Below are 26,378 nucleotides of genomic sequence, written 5' to 3' on the forward strand. Positions count from 1 at the left end.
GGTCCGGCGTGGCCTGGGGCTGGAAGGGTTGGCCAAACCGGAAGGGGACGTTATGTCGCACGCCGGTTGGGAGCAAACCGTTCGGGTGCCCGGGGGCCGAGATCAGCGGGTTTTCACGTGTCCTCAACGCCGCCGCAGCGCCCGGGCATGGGCAAAGCGGATGGCCGCCTCGTGCCCGTCGACCATGTTGGCCACGGTGCACCGCTCCAGCACCACCTGCCGCCCCGCCTCGCCCATCTGCCGGGCGGCCTCGGGGTCGTCCACCAGCCGGGCGATCGCCCCCGCCAGCGAGCCGGGCTCGCCCAGGTCGACCAGCAACCCGCTGCGGCCGTGCTCCACGGTGGCTGCCTCGGGGCCATGGCGGGACATGTCCTGGCTGGTGATCACCGGCAGGCCATACCCAAGAGCGTGCAATGCGCTCAGCCCCATATAGTCGGGATACACGAAGGCCCGGGCCGAGAGGAACCACGGAGCCAGCGCATCCTCGCCGTAGATCGCCCCGGGCATGCGGACCCGCTCCTCGATGCCCAGCTTCCGCGACAAGTCTGCCAGGTGCTCGCGCTGATCGCCGTCGCCCACCACCACCACCACCAGATCCGGGTGCGTATCCGTCAGCGCAGCCGCGGCGTGCAGCAGCAACTCGAGACGGTTCTGGGCATACAGCCGCGAGACGAACAGCACCACCGGCCCGCGATCCAGCCCGTGCTCTCGCTGGAAGGCCGCCAGCCGATCGGGATCGCCCAGCCACTTCTCTCGTGAGACCTGGATGGCCCCCTGGTCGAGCGCATTGAGCGCCACGAACAGTCGCTTGGGATCGAAGCCTTCCTCGATCATGCGCTCCCGGGCCGGGTGGTTGTACAGCACGACGGCGTCGGCCTTGCGACCGATCCAGTTGCGAAGCCGGCGAGACCACGCCGAGTCTCGCACCGAGTAGCCGTGCCCCCACAGCACCACGCCCACGCCATGCTTCTTCGCACGCCCAATGGCCGGAAGCAGGCTGGGCGCCCCCGCGTTGTACTCCAGCACCGCCACGTCGGCGCGTGCCGGATCGACCGCTTCCATCTGAGCCGACACCCACCGAACCTTCCTGGGCCACTTCAACAGCGTCCGCTCGGCCACCTGGCGAGCCTCGAAGCCCTCGGCCGCTACGTTTGGCAGCTTGGCCTTGTCGCTGAAGAGCACCTCGACCGAGATCCCCGGGCGTTGGGCCAGCTCCGCGAACACGGGCACGCGATAAGCCGGCAGCGCCGGCTGCTGGAAGCACACGCGGATGGGCTGGTTCTCGGGCGAAGCGGGCACGCTCATGGCGGCAACGCTATCGGTTCGCGGCAGCCAACCCGTCTACGATCTCTCCGCTGGACCGGCCATGCGGGCCCGGCGACCATGCAGAACCCAAACAGGAGGCGGAATGACCCAGACCACCGATAAGGTCAAGGCGACCAACATCCACTGGCACGAGGGCGACCTCAGCCGAGACGAACGCTGGAACGCACTCAAGGCAAAGGGCGCCACGGTCTGGTTCACCGGCCTGAGCGGCTCGGGCAAGAGCACCATCGCCAGCGCCGTCGAGCAGGTCCTGGTCAAGAAGGGCGTCAACAGCTACCGCCTGGACGGCGACAACGTCCGCCACGGCCTCAACAAGAACCTGGGCTTCAGCGCCGAAGACCGCACCGAGAACATCCGCCGCATCGGCGAGGTCAGCAAGCTCTTCGCCGACGCTGGCGTCGTGAGCCTGACCAGCTTCATCAGCCCCTACGTGAAGGACCGCGAGTTGTGCCGTGCGATGCACGACCAGGCCAAGCTGCCCTTCCTCGAGGTCTTCGTCGACACGCCCCTCGAAGAGTGCGAGAAGCGCGACCCCAAGGGCCTCTACAAGAAGGCCCGCGCGGGCGAGATCAAGGGCTTCACCGGCATCGACGACCCCTACGAGGCCCCCCCCAAGGCCGAACTGGTCCTCAAGACCGCCGGCCGCTCGATCGACGACTGCGTGCAGGAAGTGCTGAGCTTCCTGGAGAGCAAGGGCATCGTCCGGTAGGACATAATCTCATGCCGAAGCTTACCTGTCCCGAGTGCCATCACTCTAAGACGCTTTCGGGCAGGGAGTATCGTCGAATTGTGGTAGCCAACCCTCGCTATTTCTTTGAGGATGATGCGAGACGCTATCCAAGTTTTTGTTGTGTGGCTTGCGGATGGCGTGGCACCCCAGTTGTGCAAGACTGGGAGGTTCCCTCGAAAGTTCCGTGCACGGATTGCGGTAAGCCAATTTCAACAGATCGTATTGATGCGCTGGGCACCCCGTCACGTTGTACCGGATGCCAACTTCGAGTTGAAGCTAACCCGTTCGAGTTGGCGGGCAAGCCCTGTGCAGTCTGCGGGAGCGCACTAGTCATAGAAATCACTGAGTACTCAACAGACTGGCTCGATCCCGGCCCGAAGCGTCACCGAGTCCGCTGTGATGCATGCTCTTATGTGCAGCATCAAGACAAGACACGCGTTGAGCCAGAAACCAAGGATCGACACGCTGACTAGTAGATGTTGTGTTCCACTGTTGCTGAGCGTGCTCCACCCGGTCAATTCTTCATCCGCCGAAGGCGCTGCGGCTTGGCCTTGGGCACCTGCTCGATCAGGCCGCGCGCTTCGAGGTCCTGCTTCACCGTCGTGACGTACCAGAGGACGCTGAGCCCCTTGGGGTATGCGTCTTCGTTCAAATGGTCGACGACCAGGTCGCCCAGGTCGCCGAAGAGCACGCCCTCGTCGTCCTTCGGGATGACCTTCAGCAGCGCCCGCCGCATCTCGTCGTACTTGGTCCTTTCGATGTTGACGCCCGCCTTGCCCTGCGGGTGCAGCGTCATGATCCGCTCGGCCATCCCCACGCCCCTCTCGCTAGCTATTGACAGCATGGGCCGACACGCACCGCTCGATGCGAGCGAACGCCTGCGCCTTGCCCACAAGCTCCAGCGTCTGCCCAAGCCCCGGGCTCACCGTCCCGCCCGTCATCGCCACGCGCAGCGGTTGGGCCGCCTTGCCCATGCCAAGGCCCTTGCCCTCGCACCACTGCTTGATGGCCGCCTCGATCGCCTCGGCCTCGAACGGCTCGACCGCTTCGAGCACCGGCGCCAACTCACGCAGCACCGCCAGTCCCTCGCCGTCGTTCTTCAGCAGCACCTTGTTGACGGCCTTCTCGTCGTACCCGAAGTCGTCCCGCAGCGCGAACGCTACCACGCCCGCCGCCTCACGCAGCACCCGGGTCCGCTGCCTCGCAGCGGCAGCCGCCATCGTCAGCTTGTCGCCCAGGGCCTCAAGCGTCGCCTGGTCGTACCGCTCCAGCCAGGTCCGCCACGCATCGGCGAACTGTTCGTCGCTCATGCGGTTCTGGATCTCGTCGGCGTTGAAGGCCATGAGCTTCTCGCGGTCGAACTTGCTCGCGCTCTTGCCGATGCGGTGCAGGTCGAACTTCTCGACCAGGTACCCCATCGTGAATCGCTCGACGTCGGTGCCGTCCTCGTTCTTCTCGCCCGGGTTCCAGCCCAGCAGCGCAAGGTAGTTGCACAGGACGTGCGGCAGGTACCCGCTGCGCCGGAAGTCCTCCACGTCGATCTCCGGCGGCGTGAAGCCGATGACGCCGGCCAGCCGCATCAGGTCATCGGTCGGCAACTGCGCCCGCTTGTCGCCCATCCACGCCTTGAAGCTCGCGTCGTCGAGCGTGCCCTCGGGCGCCGCATCGATCTTCTGTTCCTTACAGAACGCCCGGACGGCCTTGTCCTTGTCCCGCTTGCTCATCTTGCTGTTGTCGGGGTTGAAGATCAGCGGCAGGTGCGCGTACACCGGCGTGCGATAGCCCAGCGCCTGCTGTAGCGCCACGTGCCGTGGCGTGTTCTGCAGGTGTTCCTGGCCACGCAACACGTGGCTGACGCCCATGGCCTCGTCGTCGACCACCACCGCGAAGTGGTACGTCGGGAAGCCGTCGGCCTTGCGGATCACGAAGTCGTCCAACTCGCCCGCGGCAAAGCGAACCTCGCCCAGCACCGAGTCGGCCACCACCACGTCATGGTCGGGCGCCATGAACCGCACCACGTGCGGCTCGCCCGCCATCATCCGGCTCATGCGTTCCTCTTCGGGAATCTCGAGCGCCGCCCGGTCGTAGCGATACGTCTGATTGGCGTCTTGGGCCGCCTTGCGCTTGGCCTCGAGTTCCTCGGCCGTCTCGAAGGCCGGGTACGCCCGCCCCCGCTCGAGCAACTCGGCCAGCGCCGCGTTGTACTGGTCCACGCGCTCGGCCTGGAAGAACGGCCCCACGCCCCTAAGGTCGCCGCCCAGCCCTTCAAACGCGGGCCCTTCCTGCCACGCGATGCCCAGCCAGGCCAGGTCTTCGAGGATGCCGGCAACCGCCGCCTCGCTGGATCGCTTCTGGTCGGTGTCTTCCACCCGCAACAGGAACGTGCCGTCGTGGCCCTTGGCAAAGGCCCAACAGAACAACGCGGTTCGCGCTCCCCCCACGTGCAGGTGCCCCGTGGGCGAGGGTGCGAACCGCGTGTACACCCCATGGACCGGGGCGGGCTGGCCGTTGGCGGCCGATACGTCTGCGTGTGCGTCGCTCATCGTGCAGATGCTAGCGACGCCACCACGCGCAGGGCATCAGCAGCCGGTGGCGAACAGGTTCTGAAACTCCAGGAAGTCAAAGATGTTGAAGTCGCCGTCGCCGTTGATGTCCGCCTGGGCCTCGCCCTGGTCGAACGCGGTCTGGAACGCCAGGAAGTCGAAGATGGTCAGGTCGCCATCGCCGTCGAAGTCGGCCACGCACGGAGGCAGCACGTCCAGCGCCGCCTCGGCATTCACCAGGCCATAGCCGAAGTCGCCGTCCCAGCCCGGGCTGCCCAGGTCGATGGCCGTATCGATCATGAACTGGCGGACCTCGTCGTTGATGCGCCCGTTGCCGTTGGTGTCCTGGATGCCAGCGCCGATGATCAACGCCGCCACGCCAACGGCGTGGGGCGTGGCCATGGACGTGCCGTCGAGGTTGCCGTACGAGTCATCGCGGTTGGAGGTCGTGGAGTAGACGTCCACGCCCGGCGCCACCAGTTCGAGGTTCGTCCCACCCTGCGAGAAGCTCGCACGACGATCGCGGCTGTCGATGGCGCCCACGGCGATCACGCTGTCGTAGCGTGCGGGCACGCCGATGGGCGCGCCCCCGCCGTTGCCCGACGCCGCAAAGTGGATGATGCCCGCGTCCCAGGTGTTCTGATACGCCGATTCAACGAGCGAGGAATCGCCCAGCGTGAAGCTGCTGTTGGTGACCTGGATGCCGTTGTCCAGCGCCCACTGCAGCGCGTTGATGGCGCCCGACGCCGTCGGTGCGAACGTGCCGACCTTCAGCATGTACAGGTCGGCTTCCGACGCCACGCCGACGATGTTCGAACCATTGGCAACCGCCGCGACGCTGCCGCTGACGTGCGTGCCGTGGCTGAACGGGTCGCTGAAATCGTCGCTCATGATCGAGAAGTCGTATCCGAACACGAAGTTGTCGGCGATGTCTTCGTGGGTGTGCCGCAGGCCCGAGTCCATGACGCCCACGGCCACGCCCGTGCCCCGCTGTCCGCCGGTGTGCGTGTTCTCGCAGCCAACGCGGCGCACGCCCCACACCTGGTCATACTCGGTCGTGTACTGGCCGATGCCGTTGGGCTCCACGCCCACCACACGGGCATCGAGCGCACGCAGCTGAGCCTCGGCCCCGGCGGGCAGGCTCGCGTGCATGCCCGGCGCCACCGTCCAGACCTGGTGTACGACGCCGCCAAGCGACTCGACCAGCGCCACGTCGGCGGGGGTCGGGTTGCTGACGAACTCGATGAGCACGTCGGCCATCGGGGTCACGGTCTCATCGGCCTGGGCGGTCGAGCCCAGAGGGCCACACACGGACAACACGGCCGCGGCGGCGGTCAGTCGGGCAGGCTGCATATCAAACTCCTAACAGTTTCGATGGGCAGGAAACGAGCGAAACCGGGCGGGCCATCCCGGCCGCCCACCACCTGCCAGCATACCGCGCTCCGCTGGCGTGCACGGCTGGCTGGCGGTCTTTTGGGTCTACGTACCCAACCATCCGCCGTTACAACCGGTGCGGTTTCGCCTCGTTGGCGCGGGTTCACCATGCCATAACGCAGGCTTGGCCCCACATGTATGATGGAGCGTGGCCGCTCGTGGGCCCGGGGCCGCCCCAGGCCCCATGCCAGGCCACGCCAACCCGCTCGGCGGCAACGACGGGCACGGACCCGCGACGTGCCGCCCAATCCGACGGAGGCGCCCCTATGGCTGTTCGCAATCCTTCAACGATCCGCAACCTCCTCCTGGCCGGCCACGCCGGCGCCGGCAAGACCCTGCTCGTCGAGCGACTGCTCAACGCCGCCGGCGCCACCAACCGCATGGGCTCGATCGAAGACGGCAACACCGTCACCGACTGGACCGACGAGGCCAAGAAGCATGGCCACAGCCTGACCAGCAGCCTGGCCCATTACGAACGCAACGACACGCTTGTCTCCCTCATCGATACGCCCGGCCTGGCCGACTTCTTTGGCCAGGCCATCGCCGGCCTGCCCGCCGCGGGCCTGGTGGGCGTGGTCGTCGATGCCGCCAAGGGAATCGAGACCAGCACGCGCCGCATCATGTCCGTCGCCGAGCAGCGCAACATTCCGCGCATGATCATCGTGAACAAGATCGACGACGCACAGGCCGACCTCGAAGGACTGATCGCCAAGATCCGCGAGACCTTCGGCAACGTGTGCGTGCCCGTCAACCTGCCCGCGGCCGACCGCGAGGGCGTCGTCGACGTGCTGGGCGAAGACACCAGCGGCGATACGCTCTTCAGCGACGTCGAGACGGCCCACACCAGGATCGTCGAGCAGGTCGTGGAGGTCGAAGACGGCCTGATGACCCAGTACCTCGAGGGCGGCGCCGCCTCGCTCGACCGCAAGGCCGTGCACGATGCCTTCGAGAGGGCCCTGCGCGAAGCCCACCTGGTGCCCATCTGCTTCGTGAGCGCCAAGACCGGCGCGGGCGCCGATGCCCTGCTGGACCTCATCGAGAGCCAGTGCCCCAGCCCGTTGGAGACCAACCCGCGCACGTTCGAGAAGCTCGACGACGACGGCAAGCTCATCGAGAGCTTCGAGCCCAAGCCCGACGCAAGCCAGCCGCTTCTGGCCCACGTCTTCAAGGTCGCCAGCGACCCGTTCGTGGGCAAGCTGGGCATCATGAAGATCCACCAAGGCACGCTGAAGGTCAAGGACGAGGTGTACTTCGGCGACGGTCGCAAGCCCGTCCGCGTGAACACGCTCTTCCGCCTCCAGGGCAAGGATCACGTAGACGTCACCGAGGCGGGCCCGGGTGAGATCGTCGCCGTCAGCAAGATCGACGAGATCGAGTTCAACACCGTCGTGCACGCCCACGCCAACGAACACCTCCGCCTGCGGCCGCTGCCGCTGCCCAAGCCCATGTTCGGCCTGGCCGTCGCCTTGTCAAACCACAAGGACGAATCCAAGTTCGGCCCCGCCATCGCCAAGTTGCAAGCCGAAGATCCCTGCTTCATCATGGACCGCGTCGTCGCCACCAAGGAGACCGTGCTGCGCGGGCTGGGCGAGATGCACCTGCGCGTCATGCTCGAACGCATGAAGAGCCAGTACGGCATCGAGGTCGAGACCCACCAGCCCAAGATCGCCTACAAGGAAACCGTCACCGCCAACGCCGAGGGCCACCACCGCCACAAGAAGCAGTCGGGCGGCTCAGGTGAGTTCGGCGAGGTCTATCTCCGCGTGGCGCCCCTCAATGGTGAAGCCGCCGAGCACGGCGAGCACTTCGAGTTCGTGAACGCCACCGTGGGCGGCTCCATCCCCAAGCAGTTCATGCCCGCGATCGAGAAGGGCATCCGCCAGGCGCTCACCGAGGGCGCCATCGCCGGATACCCCATGGAAGGCGTGAAGGTCGAGGTCTACGACGGCAAGTACCACGCCGTCGACTCCAAAGAAGTGGCCTTCATCAAGGCCGGAAAGCGCGCCTTCGTCGATGCCTGTCGCAAGGCAAAGCCTGCGCTGCTCGAGCCGTTCGTCGAGGTCGAGGTCACCGCCCCGGCCCAGTACATGGGCGACATCACCGGCGACCTGTCGACCAAGCGCGGCCGAGTGCAGGACTCCATGGTCGACGGCGATACCTGCACCGTTCGCGCCGTGGCGCCCCTGGGCATGCTCCAGAACTACGCCAACGAACTCAAGAGCATGACCCACGGCGCTGGCAGCTACGTCATGGACTACAGCCACGACGAACGTACGCCGCCGAACGTCCAGGCCGAAGTCATCGCGGCGTATGACCCCCACGCCGACGACGACTGAATCAGAGCGAGCATCACCTGATCACCAACGACAACGCCGCGCGCAGGAGCACGCGGCGTTGTTCATCGAGAGTGGAGCCGGGGGGAATCGAACCCCCGTGTCGGATCGGCAGCCATGGCGCCTCTACGCGTGTAGTCGGCGATTTGATCTCGGCCTGTGCACGGGCGCCGACGCCCTTGCCTTCGGCCCAGCCACCGGTGAACCTCCTCGCCAACACGCCCGGAAGCGCCACGTGTTGACCAGCCCGATGTCGTCGTCCCCCTTCCCTATCGGGCGTCGAGAGGGGGACGGGCTACGTTAAGCAGCCAGAGCGTACTGCGGTTCGGCAGTTGTTGGTTTTGTGTGCCGGTTACGAGGAGAGCACACCTCTCGACGCGCCACACCATGCCTCACACGTCCGATCGAATCCATATCGGCCCCAAGTTGTCGCCCCGACCATCAGGCCGCGGGCACGGACTATAGAGAGCGATCCATTGCCGGGCCGCCCGTTCTGGGAACCCCACCAGCATCATCGCCTATTCCGCCACCCGACTCCATACACTGGTCAATGCCCCCGCCCACGAGCCTTGCCGTCCTCATCTGCGCCGCCGGCTCGGGCAGCCGCTTCGGCACCAGTTCTGGAAGCAAACTCGACCAGGACATGCACGGCAAGCCGGTGCTCCATCGAGCGGTGGAGCCCTTTCTTTCCCAGCCAGGAGTTGGCTCGGTCCTCGTCGCCGGCCCCGCAGATGCCTCGCAGCTCGCCGCGTTTCGCGAGCGGCACGAGGCCGCCCTGACGCCGCTGGGAGTCACCATCTGCCCCGGCGGCAAGGCCGAACGCTACGAGACCGTCGCCGCGGGGCTCGACGTTCTCCGCTCTCGCGCGTCCGGCGAGCAGGCCGTGCTGATCCACGACGCGGCGCGGCCGTGCGCGTCCCGGGCACTCGTGCGTCGCGTGATCGACGCCTTGGGAGATGCGGCGGCGGTCGTGCCCGCGATTCCAGTAGCCGACACGCTGAAGCGTGGCCGGCCAACCGAAGGTAATCGAGCCTTTGTCGAGGAAACCGTCGATCGCCGAAGCCTCTACGCATGCCAGACGCCCCAGGGCTTCACGAGAGAGCTCATCTCACGGGCGTACGCCCAGCACGACCTGCAGAGCACCGACGACGCGCAGCTCGTCGAACGCCTGGGCGAACCAGTCACGCTCCTACCAGGCGATCCGAGGAACCTGAAGATCACAAGGCCCGAGGATCTCGCGCTGGCACGTGCGATCTGGCCGACGCTGGCGTCGGATGCCTAGCCCCAGGGCTCAATACCGACGGATGACGCCGCGCACCACGCCCTGCACTTCGCAGTGCTTGACGCGGATGGGCTCGAAGTCGGGGTTCGCTGGCTGCAGGCGGATGTGATCGGATTCCCGGTAGAACGTCTTGAGCGTGGTGGCGCCATCGGGCAGCAGAGCCACGACGCGATCACCGTTGTGGGCTGTGGGGCTGCGCTCGATCAGCACGTAGTCGCCGTCGAGAATGCCCTCGTCGCGCATCGAATCGCCGTCGACCTTGAGAGCGAACATGGAACGGCTGGAGTCCGAGGGATTACCCACGAGTTGTTGCAGGTCGATCTCGTCGCTGTCGGCGACCTTCTCGATCGGGTAGCCCGCGGCGATCTTGCCGACCAGCGGATAGCGGAACGGCCGGGACTCGTCGGGAACCGAGACGCCCTCAGCAATCGACAAAGAGCGTGCCCTGTTGGGCTCGCGCACCAGAGCGCCCTTCTTGATGAGCGCCTCGACGTGCTCGAATACGGTCACCTTGCTGACGCCGATTTCGTCGGCGAGTTCCTGCATCGTTGGCGAATAGCCTCGGCGGATCCGCCAGTCGCGGATGAGCCGAAGAATGCGAAGCTGCTTGGGTGTCAGGTTCATGGGGGCGTACCTCGTTCTCTCGCGGCACGGTGACCAGGGGCATGGGCCCGCGGCGCAGAGCGTGCTGCGTGGCTCCCGTCCCAGCTTCGGAACTGGTCCGGGCCGGTCTGGGTGTGTTGTTCGTGCTCTCCGAGCGCCGGTCGGCCGACGCTCCCTCCAACGACCCGGGCGCCGCCCGGGCCACGTTCTCTTGCTCGCATACCGCGCCACGTGCCGGGTCGCGCACGCTGACAAGGCGAATGGCGCCCAGGGCCAGCCCCACGAGTTCGCCCAGGAGTTCCCTCCAATCCTGGGCGCTCCACGACTGGGTGGCCTGCGACGCGGTTGCCTGTGCGTCGCCGCGAACAAAATCGCCGCCGGGTCCCAGCATGACCAGCGCACCTTCGCCCCGGCATCCGTCTGCGACCTCAATCGGAAGGGACGTGGCGGCGAGTTGGCTTGGGTGGGCGATCATGCCAGATTCATCGGATCACGCGGTCATGGTGTTCGATATTTTTTCGGACTTCTGTTCGGATTACTGTAGCAAGCCAGATCCCTGATATCAAACGATCCGCCGACTCGTCCGGGCCCCTCGGCCATGCTAGGCAATACCCTTACCGATTCCGAACAAGCCTGAGACCTTCCCTGCGGATCCGCCGCCGAATCTCCAGCAGCGTCACCACCGCACGGACCTGTTCCGGCGGCAGGTCGACGCGCTCGCAAAGCTGGTCGAGCGTCAAGGCTTCGGCCAGCGCGTCGAGCACGCGATCTTCCATGTTGTTCGGTGTCCGATCGCGCCCGGTTCCCTCTGGTGCAACCTCTTCTTCCGAAGAGGCCCCGAACAGGTCGGGAGCGGGGTACTGGCGGTCCCGGAGAGACCCCAGGGCTTCTTCAACGTCGGCGGGCGTGGCCACGAGCGTCACGCCGTCGCGGATCAGCGCATGGCAGCCGCGGCTGGATTCCACGTCGACGCGCCCCGGCACGGCCATGACTTCCCGCCCCATCTCACCCGCCAGCCGGGCGGTGATGAGCGCCCCGCTCTTCGCCCCCGCCTCGATCACGACAATGCCGCGCGAGAGGCCGGCGATGATGCGGTTGCGGGCGGGGAAGTTCTTGGCCTCGGGCCGGCAGTGCATGGGCAACTCGGATACCACCGCCCCGCCGCGCTCGGTGATCTGCTCGAACAGTTCGGCATTCTCGGCCGGGTAGGCGTGGTCGAGTCCGCAGCCCAGCACGGCGACCGTGACGCCGCCGCATCGAAGCGCCGCGTGATGGGCCGCCGTGTCGATCCCCCGGGCGCCGCCCGACACGATCGACCAGCCGCCCTGGGCCAGGACGCCGGCGAAACGTCCGGCCTGGTCGATGCCATACGCCGAGCACTTGCGCGCTCCGACAAGCCCAACGCCTGCGCGTTGGAGCGCCTCGACCGATCCACGCACGTACAGCAGTGCCGGGGCGTGCTCGTCGCCAGCCAATTGCGGCGGGTAATCGGGATGATCGAACGGCAGCAGCTGCACGCCGGCCTCGAGCGCATGCTCATATCGCTGCTCGACCTCGGCACGCGCCGTCTTCAGCCCCGCGGCCAGCTTGCGGGCCAGGGCGTCGCCCACGGAAGGGACGGCGGCGAGTTGCGCCATCGACGCGGTCAGCGCCGCCTCGGGACCGCCCATGATGGAAACCAGGCGGCGGATCCGCCGGGGGCCCAGCTCGGGCACCAGCGTGAGCGCGAGGATCGCCCGGGCCGAGGGCCGGCTCTCGGCGGGCGTCGTCCTGGGCGTGCCGACTACGGACATCCGCGATTCCCTCCGGGATCCTCTGTCGCCATGGTAGCCCCCAAGCGACAGGCCCGGACAACCCCCTCACACGTCGTCAGGCCTGCTTGACTACTACGCTTGTGGCCGGGGCCCGGCGATCGACCGCCGCTGGTAGCTTTCTTACAAGGACGCCACCGACGGCGCCGATCGGGAGCAGGATGTTCCAGCCCATTCGCACAGCCGGGGTCAGGGCCTGGGCCGGCCTCTTCGGCCCGGCCGGCCTGGCGCGAGCCCACCTCGCCCATCCGGGCTCGGGAACGATGGCGGTGCTGCTTGCCACGGGCCTGATCGTGAGCCTCGTGGCGGCCAGTTGCCAGTGGCCGCAGCGCACGCGCACCGTGCTGGGCCCGACCGATGGCACTTGGGAAGTCTCCAGCGTCTGGATCGGCCAGGAGCCGACGATCCGGGTGCGCATCGCCGAACCGACGCGCGAGATCCTCGTCGCGGGGGCGCGCCTCGTGCTCGCGCGCGACGCGACGGGCGGGGTCAAGATCTATCGAACTCCCCTGCTGGCCCGCGCCTCGGCCGGCACGCTCGAGTTCCAGGAACCCGGCGGCGCCACGCACCGGCTGTCCGGGGACGTGACGCTCGAGTCGGCCGACCCGCGCGAGGCGGGTTACGCAAGCCCGGGCACGCTTGCCTGGTTCAAGGACGCACCGACCATTGCCGTGCAAGGCGTGCCATACGCCGGCTCGGTCACGCTCAGCGCGTCGGCGGCGGGCGTGCAGGCGGTGAACGAGATCGAGCTGGAGCGGTACGTCGCGGCGGTCGCCTCGCGCGAGCTCTATCCGTCGTGGGACCTGGCCGCCTACGAAGCCCAGTGCATCGCCGCACGCTCTTATGCGTTGCAGTCGATGGAACTGGCCGAGCGGCGCGGCCGCGCGTGGCAGGTCGAGAGCGGCACGATCGACCAGGCCTACCCCGGGCACACCGAGCACGAGCAGAGCATTAGGGCGGCGATCAACACCCGCGGCCGGGTGCTGGCCTACGGCGGGGGCGTGCTGCGTGCCTATTACAGCAGCACCAGCGGCGGGCGCAGCGGCTCGGCGGCCGATACCTGGCCGACCGGCCCGGGCTATGAATACAACCTGGTGCCGCCGCTGCAAGCTGGCGTGGGCGGCGTGGCTATCCACGCCAGCGAGGCGTCGCGCTTTCACCGCTGGCAGGTCGTGCGCAGCACCGACGACGTGACCAGGCGGCTGCGCGCATGGGGGGAGCGTGCCGGCCACTCGCTCAAGAACGCCCGCGCGGTGACCAACATCGAGGTCGCGCGCACCAACCGCGTCGGCCGACCAGCCCAGTATCGCGTGGGCGAGCGCAACGGCGTGTCGCACGTGCTCAGCGCCGAGCAGCTCCGCATCGCCCTGAACGCCGACGCCAAAGGGCTCGAGGACGTCGGCGGCGAAGAGCGCGTGCGCAGCGGCGACTTCGAGGTCACCGCCGCCGGCTCGCGCTTCGTGATCCGCGGCCGCGGCTTCGGCCACGGCGTGGGCATGTGCCAGTTCAGCGCGCAGGCCCTGGCCCAGCGCGGGTGGAACGCCGAGCGCATCCTGCTGAACTTCTATCCGGGTGCGGAGATCGAAAGGGCGTACTGACGACCCTCCGAGGCAGAACACGTGCCGCGTCGTGTCGGGCTGCGACGCATCGGAGGCCACGTGGTGCGCGTTGCGCTTCGCTGGCTTCCCAGATAGATTGCAAGACGGCTGCCCCGCGATGCTGCGGCAACGCAGCCGGCGCATCGTCTAGACTTGTCTGGGAGTTCGCCCTCGCATGTGTCAGACGCCGGAGAATTGGCACGCAGAGCTTCTGCATCAATGCCGAGCGGGCGATCAGCGCGCTTGGGCGGAGCTGGTGTCCGAGTTCGGGCCGCTGGTTTTCGCCGTTGCACGACGCGTTGGCTTGTCCGAGGACCGCTGCGAGGATGCGGCGCAGTCAACTTTTGCCGCACTTGCGAGCAACCTCCGACGGATCAAGGAGCCTGCGGCATTGCCAGGGTGGCTCGCAACGACCGCTCGTCGGGAAGCAGTTCGGATATCGAAAGATGTCGCCAGGCGGCGCGGCAATCCGCTCGCCAATGAGCCGGAGGCTCCACCCGAGCATGCATGGCTCGATGAACTCGAGACTCATCAGCGATTACGAACGGCTTTCGGCAAACTCGGGCCTGCGTGTCGCAATCTGCTCAGGGCCCTGTACTTTGAAGGGACATCGCCCGACTACCGGGGTGTTGCCGAGCGTCTGGACATGGCCGTGGGCAGTATCGGTCCTACTCGGCAACGTTGTCTCTTGAGACTGGCCGAAATCTTTACGGGGTCTCCCTGATTTTTTGCCCTGCCGAGGGAAAGGTCGCGATCTTGCGGCATGCTGCTGTATCAGCAGGCGGCTGAATACCTCTAAAGGGGCATGATGGACCATCAGGACATCCCGCCAGAGATCGCCGATCCGCTCCGTCGCGCAGCGGCGCTTGAGCCGTTGTTTGCCGTTGACCGTGGCGTGCTCGATCGCATCGCGGCCGCGACCGCGCCGACGACGCCCGGCAACCTGGCGAATTCCCTGGGAGAGTTGGTCTTGACGCTCGTCGAAGGTTCCACCGGCGGCCTGCGACCGGCATATCGCGCCGGTGTGAATCCGACGCACGCCGTTCGCAAGATGACCTTTGCGGCCGGCGGCCTCCGGCTCTCGCTCATGCTTGACCCCGGGACACCCGGGCTGCCGCTGGACCTGCCGGCAGCGTACCGGGTGCTCGGCCGTGTCTTGGGGGCCAAAGCCATGCAGGACTGCGCGGTGCGATTCCGGTCGTCGCAAGGCGTCAAGGCTACAACCCTCGATTCGCATGGGTTCTTCGAATTGACGCTCGATCCGGGCGTGTACCGGTTGGAAATCGCGTTGTCGGACCCGGAGACGCAATTGGTCGTGCCACAACTCGACGTTGGGACCAGCGGAGTCGAGTAATCCATGGGCTCCGTGCTCGACCAGATTGAGGTCGTGTTGACGCGGAAGAGCACGCGGCCGGACGAACTGCGCGCATTGGCCAGCGATCTCAAGCAACTCGCGCTAACCGACCTGAAGCAAGCCGTGACAATCGCCGAGCGTTTGGCCAGCCTGCCGGTGGCCGATGATGCGCTGGCCGTTGATTTGCTTACCGCCCGGGCACACGTCCTGAGCTATGCCACCCGATTCGATGACGCGACGAGCCTGCTGACCCAAGCTGCACGGATCGCTGACCGCACCGGCGATATCGGCGCTTTGGCCCAAGTCCGGCTCACGGCGGTGCAACCGTTGGCCCGCGCCGGGCGGTTCGAGGAAGCCCAGCACGCCGCCGAGGCCGCCTGCGATGCGTTTTCCGCTCGCGACGATTCGATTGGTCAGGGCAAGAGCAAGCTGAATCTGGGCATCGTCCTTCGCATGCGCGGCCTGCCGTCGGATGCCTTGCAGGCATTCAATGCCGCATTGCCGATGCTGGCCGAAGAACCCCTGCTGCTGGGCGCGCTCTTCAGCAATCGTGCCGAGGCAATGCTGGATCTCGATCTGTTCGGTGAAGCCGAAGAGTCATTCCTGGCGGCACGCGAGGCCTTTTCTACGGCCGGCAACGAGCATGGGGCGGCGATCGTGGAAGGCAACCTGGCGGATCTGTTCGCTCGCGAGGGCCGCCTCGACGCAGCGCTGGAGCGTTTCGAGCTTGCGCGCCAACATTTCGAGGCCAGTGGTGCGACCGCCGACGTAGCTCGCCTGGACGCCGAAAGTGCCGAAGCCATGGCGATGCTGGGCGCGCGCGATGCCGCCATCACGACGCTCAGCCAGTGCCTGCCCCAATTGAGCACCGCTGGACTGGTGCGCGAGTGGCGGCGCGGCCAATTCGCCCTGGCCTGGTGCCTGCTCACCGGCGGACACGATGGTTCGGCCCGAGACGTCATCCACGCGTTGCTCGGAAACCTTGGACCGGAGGAGCCTGTCTTGCGTGCCCAATGCGAATTGGTGCTCGCCGTGCTGGACATTCGCTTTGGTCGCGCTGCGACTTCCGATCGGGCATCGGCCATCCTCGAAGCACTGGGCGACAGGCCCTTGCGTCTGGCACAGGCCCACGCGTGGCTGGCCGACGCAATGATCCGCGCCGGGAACTTCGACCGTGCCGATACGCACCTTCAAGCACTGGGTGCAAGCCGACTGGCAATGTCGATGTCGGCTCTACGAGCCCAACACGGACACCTGAGCGGCAGGCTGTTGCAGGCTCGCAAGAAGACCGCTGAGGCAGCGGAAGTGCTCCGCGAAGCGATGCTGGAGGCCGAACGCATACGCGGGGCCCTGCGTGCTGATCGCTGGCGGACCGCCTGCGGCCAATCGTGGCGCGATGCCTACCTTGACGCAATGTCGGCATCGCTGGACTCGGGCGATGTAGGAAACGCGCTGGACGCACTCGAGCGCGTGCGCGGCCGATCGCTCCACGAAGCAATGGGTTCGCAAGCCTTGGCCCGGGCACAGGACCCAGAACTGCATGAGAAACTCGAGGCCCTGAACGTGCAGTACGCACGGCTGGAAGCCGATGGCGACGCCTCGAGCATGGCGGCGAAGATCGCCCAACTCGAAGACGGCATCGAGCGGCTTCGTATCCGCAGAGATGCGGTGGGTCAGCCGCGACCTCTTTCGGTCGACCCGCTGCCGCTGGAGACCATCCGGGAGCGATTGCCCAGAGGCGCCGCGATCCTGGAGTACTTCCAGGAGGGCCGCGACGTGGGCGTGTTCGTTCTCCGGTCCGACGGCGTGCGCGTGCATCGCTGCATCGCGGGCGAGCAGCAGGTGCGAAGCGGTCTCTCGCGATTGCTGTTCGCCGTCGAATTCGCCGTTGACGATGAAGCCGAGCGTCGTGCGAGCGGCGAAGGGGAAGAGGTCGGCCCACGCAACGAGTCGGAGCAACGCGCCAACAGTCAGCTCTGGCGTTCCGCCGCCGACAACCTTTCCAGATTGCTCCTGCACCCCCTTGCGCCGGACCTGGAGGGCATCGACACGCTGGCCATCAGCCGGCCAGCAAGCCTGGAGGGCGTACCCTGGGCCGCCTTGCCCTGGGGAGAGTCGATGCTGCTGGCGCAATTCGTGGTGCGTTCGACGCCCAGCGCGAGCGTCGCCGTTCGGCCGCGAGAATCCGTATCACTGTCGGACGTGCTCGCCGTGGGCGTCGACGATGCGCTCGCACCGCGGATGGGTGAAGAGGCGGCATTGGTGGCCCAGCAGACCATTGGGCATGCACTGATCGGAAGGGACGCGACGACGAAGCGCGTCCTGGCAGCCATCGAGACGGCGGATGTGGTGCATCTCGCAACGCACTGCGTTTTCTCTCCCCGGCATCCGATGGCCTCGCGGCTGAAGCTGGCCGACCGATGGCTGAGCGCCTACGAGCTGGCCGCGGCCATCCGGCCGGGAGCTCGCATCGTGCTGGCCGGGTGCGAGACTGGGCGCGCGGGCGGAGTCAACACCGAGGATCGCACGGGGCTCGTCAGCGCCCTGCTGGCCAATGGAGCCGCGGAGGTGCTGAGCACCCATTGGCCGCTGCATGATTCGAGCGCTGCACGGATCTTCGAGGCGATGTACGCCCAGCTCACATCGGGTTCGGCGGCCTCGCTTGCACAGGCGCTGGGGCGAGCACAGCTTCAGGCCGAAAGAGAAGGCATGTCGCCGTGGCACTTCGCGGCGTTGCACGTCACGGGAGGGATGACATGAAGAGGAAACCGAATCTGCTTCTGATTTTTGTGCTGGCGACGCTGCTGCCGGCCATGGTGGCGCTCGGCGACGACGATGAGGTCGTGCCCGGGCAGGTGGTCGTGCGATTCGCTCCCGGGGCCGACATCCCCGGCTTCCTCGCCCGATGGCGGGCCGAGTACGGGGCCGAGATCATCACGCGGACCACCAGCCGCCCGATCTACCTCTTGAGCGTCTTCGAGGGCGATGAGGAAGAGTTCGTCGACGACGTCGAGTTCGACCCCGCCCTCGACTGGGCCGAGCCCAACTACTTCGGGCGTGACGAGAATCCAGATCCGGGCACCCAGAGCATCTTCGTGGCCAGCACGTCCGGAGCGTTCCAGTCCCAGCCCGCCATGAAGGCCCTGGGCGTGGACGCGGCCCAGCGTTTCGCCACCGGCCGGGGCATCGTCGTCGCCGCGATCGACTCGGGGCTGGACCCCGCACACCCGGTGCTTGCGGGCAAGCTCGCCCCGGGCGGCTGGAACTTCATCACGGGCACGCCCGACGTTGCCGACGTGGGCGACGGCATCGACAGCGATGGCGACGACCTGATCGACGAGTCGGTCGGCCATGGCACGATGGTCGCCGGCCTGATCGCACGAATCGCACCGGACGCGAACATCCTTCCCCTGAAAGTCCTGGACAGCGACGGGCTGACCAACACCTTCCTGATGGTCGAGGCGATCTTCTACGCCATCGACAACGGCGCCCATATCGCCAACGTCTCGATGGGCACGACGCGCCAGACGCTGGTCATCGACGCGGCCCTGGCCGAGGCACGCGACGCCGGCATGCTGGTCGTCGCCAGCACCGGCAACGAGGACGACAGCAACCCACGCTTCCCGAGCGGATCATCCGACGAATCGGGCTTGGGCCTGGGCGTGCTGGCCGTGGCCGCGGTGGACGACGACAACCGCCGCGCCGAATTCAGCAACTACGGCCCGCATGTGTCCCTGACGGCGCCCGGCGTGGACATCACCAGCACCACGCCCGGCGGCGGGTATGGCCGCGCCAATGGCACCAGCTTCGCCGCCCCGATGGTCGCGGCGGGCGCTGCGTTGTACTGGTCAGGGGCGCCCGACGCCTCGGCCGGGAGCGTGCGTGATCGGCTGCTGGCCTTCACGGTGGACGTCTCCGCGCAGAATCCGAGCTTCGACGATGAGCTCGGCGCCGGCCGGCTGCACGTGTTGTGGCCTGTCAAGGGCGTCGAGCTCCGACGCGACCAGCGCTGAGCATCCAGGCTTTCCACCACGTCGCGCTCGTTTTCCTTGGCGGCCCCCGGAGGCCGTTCTCTTTTTGGTGCGCATCGCACGAATTTCGTGCGCGCCATGTATCACGACGCACCTTGCGCGCTCTGTGGTGTTGAACGCCGGCCCACGACTGCGGGGCCGGCCACACACAACGCTCAAGGAGATGCACCATGACTCGCACGAACACGCTTTCGACCCTCGCCGGCCTTGCACTTGCCAGCCTTGCCACCGCTTCGCCCGTCGACCCCGTGTACACCGTCACCTTCGACGACTGCATCACCAGCGACAACCAGTACGTCGGCCCCGACGGCGAGCTGCGCTGGGACGTGGACGCGGGCTGCGACATCTACCAGACCGACCTGTACGAGCGGCCCATGGCCCAGGCCTTCGACCTCTTCCGCGGCCGCTTCGGCGCCAAGGAATACTTCGAGTACCTCGACATCGCCCAGGCCCGCGCCGGCTTCGACGACCGCTACCTGTACGTCTCGATCAAGCTCGCCGGCCGCGACCTGCTGACGAGCGGCGGCGACCGCAACGAGCAGGGCCTGGTCGAGCGCTACGGCTTCACGCTCAGCACCGACGCCGACGGCCGCTTCGGCGTGCTGCTGGTTGCCGACCAGCCCGAGCTGAAGATCGACCCCGTCACCGTCTTTGGCACCACCGGCGTCTTCGGCTACCGCGACACCGACGGCGATGTGGGCGGCGCGGCCGATTCGGGGCCCACCGGGCGCGACGTCACCAAGACCGACAACCCCCAAGAAGAGAGCGGGCTGAACGGCTACGACACGGCCATCATCAGCGACGGCGTGCTCGACGCGACCAGCCGGGAGGTCCTGTTCGTCCGCCTCAGCCCAACCGACGACACCGTCGTCGAGTTCGCCCTCGACTACGCCGCGCTCGGCTTCACGCAGGACGACCTTCGCACCATCGGCTCGTTCGAGATCGAGGCCATCAAGGGCGGGCCCAAGGACCCCCAGAACTACCGCTTCAACGACAAGTACAGCGCGGTGGAGGCCGGCTCGCCCAACCCCGGCATGGGCGGCACGAGCGAGTTCGGCACCGAGGGCCTCGAGGCCATCTACGAGATGGACACGGTTCGCGGCGGGCCGATCGACGGCGGCGCCGTGTGCCGGGCCGACTGCGACGGCGATGGCGCGCTGAGCATCTTCGACTTCCTGTGCTTCCAGAACCTCTTCGCCGCGGGCGACCTGCGGGCCGACTTCGACGGCGATGGCGCCCTGACGCTGTTCGACTTCCTGGCGTTCCAGAACGCCTTCGACGCGGGCTGCTGAGGCTCGTCATGAGCCCCGCCCGTCACGATGGGCCCGGGCACGCGCTCCCTCCGGTGCACCCGGCGTCGCTCGCGGCGACCGGGTGTTCCTGCGCCCTGCGCGGGCTCGTTGGGCGCCGGTGACGTGGGGCTGTCGATCAGAGCGCCCTTAGCGCCCCGGCGAACTGGATGAGCGCGAGGACGGAGGCGACGACGCGGACGTGGTTCCACCGCGTCCAGACGACCAGGTACCGCCGCCAGAGCTCGGCCGCCTTGGGATCATCCGCGTCGACGGCCGCGAGCCGGTTGTTCAGCGGCACGTTTCCGGCGGCGGTGACCACGAACACGCCCAGCGCGTAGAGCGCGCCGGCGGACGCCATCGGGAACCACCAGCCGCGATCGGTGTTCAGCAGCCCGAGCACGACCGCCGCCACGCCCAGGACCGCCGTGCCGAAGAACGGGACCATGAACCAGGGCGTGAACACCGTCTTGTTGATCTGCTGCATGGCGCGGATGCCCTGGGCGTCGGGCACGCGGGCCAGGGCGGCCATGATGAACGCCGAGAAGCCGAAGAGCGCCCCGCCCACGAGCGCGACGCCGACGATGCCGGCGTACGCGAGGATGGTGATGGTCCCGTCCATGCTTTCCCTCCCAGGGCTCGAGTGCGCGACCGCACCGATTGTTGGCGATCGCGAGCGCGCGGGCGGCCGGATCGACCGCATCGCTCGCGCGAGGGGACCTGCTATTCGGGTTTGCACGGCGCGACCGGGCGCTCGTGCCGGCCCTCGTGCTCATGCGAAAGGGCGGCCGTGGCCGCCCTTGGGTTCGTCACGTTGTCGATGGCTCGGCCGGCCCTCGCTCAGCCGGCTTTGGCTTACCCGGCCTTTTCCGAGCCCTTGGCCGTCTGGGCGTCCTTGAGCTGCTGGGCGTCTTCGATGGTCAGGCCCTCGCCGCCATCGCCCCCACCACCCTCGCTGGTGGTGCTTGCCTGGCCGCTCGCCTGGGGGTTCTGGTTCCCGATGGTGCCGAAGTTGAAGGTCTTCTCGTCGCTCCAGTCGCTGACGACGTTGGTGGTGAGCTTCGTGGCCACCTGGTAGGCGATCCACTCGAGCCCGCCGGGCACGTCGGTGTCGGTCCATTCCTTCTCGCCGGTGGTGTCCATGTACTGGAAGCTGGAGACCACGCCGTCGAGGGTCTTGTACCGCCGCTGGATGACGAAGACCGAGCCCTGGCCCTTGTTGGCCTCGTAGGTCAGCACCAGGTTGCCGTTGGTGGTGCTGCGCAGCGCCAGGTTGGTGGGAATGGGCGCCTCGGTGCGCGGCGTCGCCTTCCTGGGCGGGTCGATCTGGGCGAGCTGGTAGAGCTCGTCGGTGCCGTCCTTCTTGGCGTTGACGCGGATCTGCTGGACCAGCAGCGAGCCAAAGTCGTAGAGCGCGTTGAGCGCCTCGTCCTGGGCGTCGACCATGGCCTTGTATTCGTTCCAGCCCTCCTGGGCCTCGTTGAACTTCGTGTTGGCGTCGCTGAGCAACGCCGTGAGCGTCGTGATGTCGTTGGTTGACAGCAGGAGCTGCTCGGCGTTGTTCGACCAGGGGGCGATCCGCTGGTTGAAGAAGTCGAGAATGCCCTGCTTCGTACGATTGATCGTGCTCATGGTTTTCATCCCCGTGAAAGCACCCGTGGGCGAGCCGGTTCATCGTGCCCAGCGTGCCCGTGTGATGCGGCCCGCACCTCGGGGCCGCCGACACCCGTTCATCGGGAACCGCGGGCTGGCCCCTGAGCGTCGAGGGTTGGTCGCGTCGAAATCGGTCCGGTTGTGCGGTCTGGGTAAGCGGGCGGGGGTTGGGCACGCGGTGGCGGGCACTGAGGGGGGTTGAAGAGGGGTTGGGCGGCGGTTATGGGGACGGGAGGCGTTCCGCTTCGCGGCATGGGGCGAGCATCCGGGGGGACTCGGAGGCCTCTCTACTCCCTCCCCCGCTCCCAGCGGGGGAGGTGGCCGAGGTCTGCCGAGGTCGGAGGGGGGCTTAATCCCGCCTGTTTCGCTCTACGACAGCCACCAACTCGCGCCCCAGCGTCTGCGGGTCCCGACACGGGTGGAAATCCCATCGCCCGAGTTTGCCCCAGTTGTTGACCGCCCGGACCCACTGGCGGGCCGCGTCGTACTTGGCCGTGTCCTGCGGCGTCTCGTAGCCCTTGACTTCGAGCACGAGCGTCGTGTCGTCGCTCATCCGCACGAGGAAGTCCGGCTCGAAGCCGTGCTCGACGTTCATGTGCTCGTAGGGAATCGAGAACTCAAGCCCGTCCGTTCTCGCGTAGAACTTGATCGTGCCTGCCCTCGCCGCTTCTTCGAGCCGGAAGGCCGCGCTGCTCTCCCATGCTTGCGTATCGAGCACGACCTGGTTCACGTGGCTGAACGTCGTGCCGTGCACCGCTCGCTTGGTTGTGAAGTTGATGTCGTCGGTGCTGCCCAGCGGCTTGGTCTTGTTGAGCACCGGGAGCAGCGGCGACTCGCCCTGCCCGTCGTCCGGCTCAATAGCGGCGGCCAGCCGCTCAACGACCTGCTGGGCGTATCGCTGCAAGGCGATCTCGGCTCTTGGCTCGTCGCGGTAGTTGACCTTGCGTGACAAATACTCATCGACGTAGCGGTAGACCTGCGGGAAGAGCATGTGCCGCGACTGCAGCTTCATGACCCTGGCTTTGCGTTCACTGTCGGGGCCCGCGGAAGCCCCAGACAGCAGACGGTCGATCACGCGTCGCGTGAACTCAAACGCGATCGTCTGGCTGTGGTTCGCCGCGTAGTACGCCGCCCGATCCTGCTTGACGGTCTCAAAGGCGCCCGCCGTCGCGGTCGAGGGCCCCTCGCTCACGCCCGCCGCCACTCGCACAAAGGTCGCCGTCGGCTCCCGGTGCGGCTCCAGTTCGAGCACCTCCATCGAGTCGATATCGCAGCGGATCAGGTTCTGCCGCAATGCGTACACGTAGCCCTCAACTACCGGGAACTGCATGCGGAAGGCCGACCGCTCGTCGAGCGCCCGCACGTGGTTCAGCGGCCGGTCATCGTCGTCCGGGGTGCCCGTTGCCTTGCCCTTGTAGGGAATCACCGAGAAGGGGATGCCGTAGACGTCGACGTGCTCGGGCGGGAGCAAACCCGTGGTCGGGTCTGGGCGGTAGTTCATCCGGCGCAAGCCGCGGCCGACGACCTGCTCGCATAGCAACTGGCTGCCGAAGGCGCGCACGCCGAGGATGTGGGTCACGTTGTTGGCGTCCCAGCCCTCGGTCAGCATCGACACCGAGACCACGCACCGCACATGCTCGCCCGGCTCGCCCTTCTTGCCCACGGTCGCCACGACCCTGCGGAGCGCCTGGGCCGCGTCGTCCTTACTCTTGCCCGGTATGCCGCTTTCGGCCTCGGCCAGCAGCTTCGAATCGATGCGGATGGTGTACTTGCGGTGCGCGGTATTGGACAGTGCGTCCGGCTGCACCTCGCCCTGCCCGTACGCCGTACGCGTCTTGGGCTTGGCGGCCTTCTTGCCCCGCTTGGGTTTGGCCTCTTCCTCGTCTTCCTCGTCGGCGTCGAGTTCCTGTTCGACGTCCTCGCGCGTCACCACCTCTTCGGTCGTCTCGCCGCTGATGCGGCGGTAGAACTCTTCGGCGATGTCGGTGTTATCGCACACGATGATGAGCACGGGCGGCACGCGCTCCTGGCCCTGCTCGGCCGCTTGCACCATGTCGAACCGCGTTCGCCACTCGCCGGCGAGTTGCTGGAGCGCGGCCTCGGCCTTCTCGTAGACCACGTGTGGCTTCGGCTTGCCCTGCTTGCCCGGGAGCTTCTGGCCCGGTTGCAGGTCGGCCACGATGTGGTCCTTCCACAGCCGGAAGTACTTGGGATCGGGCCGCCCGGTCGTATCCTGCACCGGCAAACGCGGGATCTTGACGATCCCGCTCTCGATGGCGTCCACCAGCCCGAAGTCGCTGACCAGCCAGGGGAAGGGCAGGCCCTCGGGGTAGTCGCTGCCCTGGATGTAGAAGGGCGTGGCCGACAGATCGACGCACAGGCCCACGCACGGCACGCCCGCACCACGCAGGCCGCAGTTGTTGAGGCGGTCGAGCCCGTCGAGCCAGACGCGGGCCTCTTCCTTTTCAGTCTTGAGATCGCCCTCGGTGGCGACGCGCTCCTCGCCGTCCTTCTTGCGCGAGCCCTTCACCGGGTTGGGGTTGGGCCGCCAGCAATGGTGCCCCTCGTCGTTGAGCACCATGATGGGCATGCGCGACGTGGCGGCGTCGCCCAGGATGCGGCGGGCGAAGCTAGCGGGGTCTTCCTCGCCCTTGTCGACCGCCTGGTACGTCTTGCCACCCTCGCTGTGCGGCGAGGCGGGCTGGAACTGGTGCCAGTTCTCGACGATGACCGTGCCGCGGTTGAGGTAGTCGCGATACTTGGCGGGCACCATGCCGAAGTCGTCGTAGTAGTTCTTGTCATCGCCGGGGCGGAGCACCTGCAAGCGCTCCTTGACGGTCAGGTTCGGGCAGCACACCAGCACCACGTCGGGGAAGTGCTCGCTGTGCGGGTTCACGCCGCGGTTGCACAAGGCCCAGGTGATGAGCATGGCCATGACGACCGTCTTGCCCGATCCGGTGGCCATCTTGCAGCCCAGGCGGCGCAGGCCCAGCAGGCTCTCGTCGGCGGGTTGATCGAGCAGCGTGGGGTAGAACTCGGCGCTCTCGGTGCCGAACCGCGGGTCCTCGCCCTTGCACAGACGGCGCAGGTGCTCGTCGGTCACCTCGAAGTTGCCGAAGCCCGTGCGGCTGCGCGATGGCTGGCCGGGCGTTGAGCGTGCCGATTCGGGCAGGCGGATCTCGGCCAGGTAGATCAGCGTCTCGACGGCCTCACGCTGGCAGAAGAACAGGCGGCGGAAGCCGCCCTTGGCCGTGCCCTTCTCGCGTGACCAATGCCGGAGCAGGTCCTTGGTAACGGTGGTCGAGCCGCGGTAGCCCGATTTCCGCCAGCGGCGAACATCCTTCCGAAGACGGTTGACGAGTTCAAGGAGGTCTTGGTCCTCGTCAGGAAAGATCTGCGTCTGCGAGGTACCGACGCGTTCGGTCTTGTACCAGTACGCCGCGTCCCGTCGGAATCCCGCGCGGTAGGCCTCGCCGCTCTCGCGGCGGTAGAGCCAATGGTCGTTCGGCTCCGCGTAGGGGTTGCAGAGGATTGGGGAAGCGACGGGCTGTATCGGTGTGGCACTAGTCATCGATTACCGGCGGGGGGTGCAGAGCATAATCTGTCGGATGAGCCGATGCTGAGCTCTCCAGCAACTCGGATTCGCTACGTTCATCTTCCTCGGTCACAACAACATCGAGAAGCTTCATTGCCTCCGTGAGTCGATCCGTAAGAGACACTCGTCGCTGAAGGGTGGTTCGAGATCGAAACTCTTGGTCCAGCCAATCGTTGATGTAGGATTGTCGGTCTAGCGTGATGCCATAGTCCCCGTCCCTAGAGACGATTATCACGTGTCGCGACGTGACGTTTGAGCAGTGGATCACCCACTCCCAGTTAATGGCATCGCCAATCGACGTGTCATTAGTTTTGCGTGGCGGGTAGCCGAGCATGAATCGCTTCCACGCCCGACGACGAACGTCTTTCTTTTCATCTCGGTCACGCCGCAGGTTCGTTATCGCCTTGCACTTGAAGAGCCTTTGTGCAGATTGATACACTGGATCTTCGCCCGTCGGATTCAGCATAAGCTTTTTCGTGCGCTCGTGAAGCCTTTTCAAGCCGTCATTAATCTCGGCCTCCCTACTACGAATCGCGCCTACGGTCTTCGCGCCCTTCAAAAAGGCGGGCGGAGTTGGAGCGGAGACCTTGCTCTTGAAAGCGCTCAGAGCTTCCAGGATAGCTCGCTGCCGATTCTTCTTGAACTCCATCTCAACCTGATAGCTAGTGATAAGTGACTCGTGCAGCTTGTCGATCTTTTCCAGCAGCTCGATCTGCATCTCGTTGCGGGCTCTGTAGAAGTCCAGCAGAATATTCGTATCGATGAAGACTAGCGGGGGAGTTGCACTTGCCACGAG

General features: G+C 66.7%; 18 protein-coding genes and 1 other RNA gene. 8 read left to right on the forward strand and 11 right to left on the reverse strand.

Going from position 1 to position 26,378, the window contains the following annotated elements; all coding sequences use genetic code 11:
* Nucleotides 1-123: 123 nt before the first annotated feature.
* Nucleotides 124-1,305 (reverse strand): glycosyltransferase family 4 protein, encoded by a 1,182-nt coding sequence (locus tag RIE32_13885; GenBank protein MEQ9097342.1) that lies wholly within the window; start codon nt 1,303-1,305, stop codon nt 124-126.
* 103 nt (nt 1,306-1,408) lie between these two features.
* On the opposite strand from RIE32_13885, the gene cysC reads away from it, so the two are divergent.
* Nucleotides 1,409-2,035 carry an adenylyl-sulfate kinase gene (cysC, locus tag RIE32_13890; protein MEQ9097343.1) on the forward strand — a complete coding sequence of 209 codons (627 nt, stop codon included), beginning with the start codon at nt 1,409-1,411 and terminating at the stop codon, nt 2,033-2,035.
* Between the two features lie 535 nt (nt 2,036-2,570).
* Here cysC and RIE32_13895 read toward each other — a convergent pair.
* From RIE32_13895 to RIE32_13905, 3 genes are read right to left on the reverse strand one after another with little or no spacing between them, the layout of a single operon-like run.
* On the reverse strand, nt 2,571-2,867 hold the full coding sequence (locus RIE32_13895) for a hypothetical protein (protein MEQ9097344.1): 297 nt from the start codon (nt 2,865-2,867) through the stop codon (nt 2,571-2,573).
* Between the two features lie 16 nt (nt 2,868-2,883).
* A complete protein-coding gene (gene gltX / locus RIE32_13900; GenBank protein ID MEQ9097345.1) occupies nt 2,884-4,599 on the reverse strand; it encodes a glutamate--tRNA ligase in 1,716 nt (571 codons plus the stop codon).
* Between the two features lie 36 nt (nt 4,600-4,635).
* Nucleotides 4,636-5,952 (reverse strand): S8 family serine peptidase, encoded by a 1,317-nt coding sequence (locus RIE32_13905; protein ID MEQ9097346.1) that lies wholly within the window; start codon nt 5,950-5,952, stop codon nt 4,636-4,638.
* Nucleotides 5,953-6,299: 347 nt separating this feature from the next.
* On the opposite strand from RIE32_13905, the gene fusA reads away from it, so the two are divergent.
* Nucleotides 6,300-8,369 carry an elongation factor G gene (fusA, locus tag RIE32_13910; protein ID MEQ9097347.1) on the forward strand — a complete coding sequence of 690 codons (2,070 nt, stop codon included), beginning with the start codon at nt 6,300-6,302 and terminating at the stop codon, nt 8,367-8,369.
* Nucleotides 8,370-8,438: 69 nt separating this feature from the next.
* Here the strand turns inward: fusA and ssrA are convergent.
* Nucleotides 8,439-8,789: a transfer-messenger RNA gene (ssrA, locus tag RIE32_13915) on the reverse strand.
* A gap of 127 nt (nt 8,790-8,916) precedes the next feature.
* Between ssrA and ispD the strand changes: the two genes are divergently transcribed.
* On the forward strand, nt 8,917-9,648 hold the full coding sequence (gene ispD, locus RIE32_13920) for a 2-C-methyl-D-erythritol 4-phosphate cytidylyltransferase (protein MEQ9097348.1): 732 nt from the start codon (nt 8,917-8,919) through the stop codon (nt 9,646-9,648).
* 9 nt (nt 9,649-9,657) lie between these two features.
* On the opposite strand, the gene lexA is transcribed toward ispD, so the two are convergent.
* Together lexA and dprA are read right to left on the reverse strand one after the other, a co-directional pair.
* Nucleotides 9,658-10,272: a transcriptional repressor LexA gene (lexA, locus tag RIE32_13925; protein ID MEQ9097349.1), complete on the reverse strand. Its 615-nt coding sequence runs from the start codon at nt 10,270-10,272 to the stop codon at nt 9,658-9,660.
* A 593-nt stretch (nt 10,273-10,865) separates the two neighbouring features.
* A complete protein-coding gene (dprA, locus tag RIE32_13930) occupies nt 10,866-12,044 on the reverse strand; it encodes a DNA-processing protein DprA (GenBank protein MEQ9097350.1) in 1,179 nt (392 codons plus the stop codon).
* Between the two features lie 179 nt (nt 12,045-12,223).
* Between dprA and RIE32_13935 the strand changes: the two genes are divergently transcribed.
* The 5 genes from RIE32_13935 to RIE32_13955 all read left to right on the forward strand — a co-directional run bounded on the left by RIE32_13935 (nt 12,224) and on the right by RIE32_13955 (nt 20,337).
* Complete coding sequence (locus RIE32_13935) at nt 12,224-13,660, forward strand: SpoIID/LytB domain-containing protein (GenBank protein ID MEQ9097351.1); 1,437 nt, start codon at nt 12,224-12,226, stop codon at nt 13,658-13,660.
* An 805-nt stretch (nt 13,661-14,465) separates the two neighbouring features.
* A complete protein-coding gene (locus RIE32_13940; GenBank protein ID MEQ9097352.1) occupies nt 14,466-15,014 on the forward strand; it encodes a hypothetical protein in 549 nt (182 codons plus the stop codon).
* Between the two features lie 12 nt (nt 15,015-15,026).
* Nucleotides 15,027-17,774 (forward strand): CHAT domain-containing protein, encoded by a 2,748-nt coding sequence (locus RIE32_13945; GenBank protein ID MEQ9097353.1) that lies wholly within the window; start codon nt 15,027-15,029, stop codon nt 17,772-17,774.
* Nucleotides 17,771-19,027, forward strand: coding sequence for a S8 family serine peptidase (locus RIE32_13950; protein ID MEQ9097354.1), 1,257 nt, complete (start codon nt 17,771-17,773; stop codon nt 19,025-19,027). The genes RIE32_13945 and RIE32_13950 overlap by 4 nt, the downstream gene beginning before the upstream one ends.
* A 188-nt stretch (nt 19,028-19,215) precedes the next feature.
* Complete coding sequence (locus tag RIE32_13955; protein ID MEQ9097355.1) at nt 19,216-20,337, forward strand: GC-type dockerin domain-anchored protein; 1,122 nt, start codon at nt 19,216-19,218, stop codon at nt 20,335-20,337.
* 136 nt (nt 20,338-20,473) lie between these two features.
* On the opposite strand, the gene RIE32_13960 is transcribed toward RIE32_13955, so the two are convergent.
* From RIE32_13960 to RIE32_13975, 4 genes are all read right to left on the reverse strand, one after another.
* The gene (locus RIE32_13960; GenBank protein MEQ9097356.1) at nt 20,474-20,956 is read right to left on the reverse strand and encodes a DUF1772 domain-containing protein; all 483 of its coding nucleotides are present in this window, start codon (nt 20,954-20,956) and stop codon (nt 20,474-20,476) included.
* Nucleotides 20,957-21,189: 233 nt separating this feature from the next.
* Nucleotides 21,190-21,966, reverse strand: a complete 777-nt coding sequence (locus RIE32_13965; protein ID MEQ9097357.1) for a hypothetical protein — start codon at nt 21,964-21,966, stop codon at nt 21,190-21,192.
* A gap of 370 nt (nt 21,967-22,336) precedes the next feature.
* Nucleotides 22,337-25,558 (reverse strand): DEAD/DEAH box helicase family protein, encoded by a 3,222-nt coding sequence (locus tag RIE32_13970; protein ID MEQ9097358.1) that lies wholly within the window; start codon nt 25,556-25,558, stop codon nt 22,337-22,339.
* Entirely contained in the window at nt 25,551-26,375 is an 825-nt protein-coding gene (locus RIE32_13975) for a PIN domain-containing protein (GenBank protein MEQ9097359.1), read from the reverse strand. The genes RIE32_13970 and RIE32_13975 overlap by 8 nt, the downstream gene beginning before the upstream one ends.
* Between the last annotated feature and the right edge of the window lie 3 nt (nt 26,376-26,378).

This window comes from Phycisphaerales bacterium (assembly GCA_040221175.1).
GTDB lineage: Bacteria > Planctomycetota > Phycisphaerae > Phycisphaerales > UBA1924 > JAHCJI01.

Bases quoted from the DNA above. Each gene is read 5' to 3' on its own strand.
- RIE32_13965 (MEQ9097357.1), bottom strand. From the start codon at position 21,966: ATGAGCACGATCAATCGTACGAAGCAGGGCATTCTCGACTTCTTCAAC.
- fusA (MEQ9097347.1), top strand. From the start codon at position 6,300: ATGGCTGTTCGCAATCCTTCAACGATCCGCAACCTCCTCCTGGCCGGC.
- RIE32_13935 (MEQ9097351.1), top strand. From the start codon at position 12,224: ATGTTCCAGCCCATTCGCACAGCCGGGGTCAGGGCCTGGGCCGGCCTC.
- lexA (MEQ9097349.1), bottom strand. From the start codon at position 10,272: ATGAACCTGACACCCAAGCAGCTTCGCATTCTTCGGCTCATCCGCGAC.
- RIE32_13970 (MEQ9097358.1), bottom strand. From the start codon at position 25,558: ATGACTAGTGCCACACCGATACAGCCCGTCGCTTCCCCAATCCTCTGC.
- RIE32_13940 (MEQ9097352.1), top strand. From the start codon at position 14,466: ATGATGGACCATCAGGACATCCCGCCAGAGATCGCCGATCCGCTCCGT.
- RIE32_13895 (MEQ9097344.1), bottom strand. From the start codon at position 2,867: ATGGCCGAGCGGATCATGACGCTGCACCCGCAGGGCAAGGCGGGCGTC.
- RIE32_13905 (MEQ9097346.1), bottom strand. From the start codon at position 5,952: ATGCAGCCTGCCCGACTGACCGCCGCCGCGGCCGTGTTGTCCGTGTGT.
- cysC (MEQ9097343.1), top strand. From the start codon at position 1,409: ATGACCCAGACCACCGATAAGGTCAAGGCGACCAACATCCACTGGCAC.
- ispD (MEQ9097348.1), top strand. From the start codon at position 8,917: ATGCCCCCGCCCACGAGCCTTGCCGTCCTCATCTGCGCCGCCGGCTCG.
- dprA (MEQ9097350.1), bottom strand. From the start codon at position 12,044: ATGTCCGTAGTCGGCACGCCCAGGACGACGCCCGCCGAGAGCCGGCCC.
- RIE32_13950 (MEQ9097354.1), top strand. From the start codon at position 17,771: ATGAAGAGGAAACCGAATCTGCTTCTGATTTTTGTGCTGGCGACGCTG.
- RIE32_13885 (MEQ9097342.1), bottom strand. From the start codon at position 1,305: ATGAGCGTGCCCGCTTCGCCCGAGAACCAGCCCATCCGCGTGTGCTTC.
- RIE32_13960 (MEQ9097356.1), bottom strand. From the start codon at position 20,956: ATGGACGGGACCATCACCATCCTCGCGTACGCCGGCATCGTCGGCGTC.
- RIE32_13955 (MEQ9097355.1), top strand. From the start codon at position 19,216: ATGACTCGCACGAACACGCTTTCGACCCTCGCCGGCCTTGCACTTGCC.
- gltX (MEQ9097345.1), bottom strand. From the start codon at position 4,599: ATGAGCGACGCACACGCAGACGTATCGGCCGCCAACGGCCAGCCCGCC.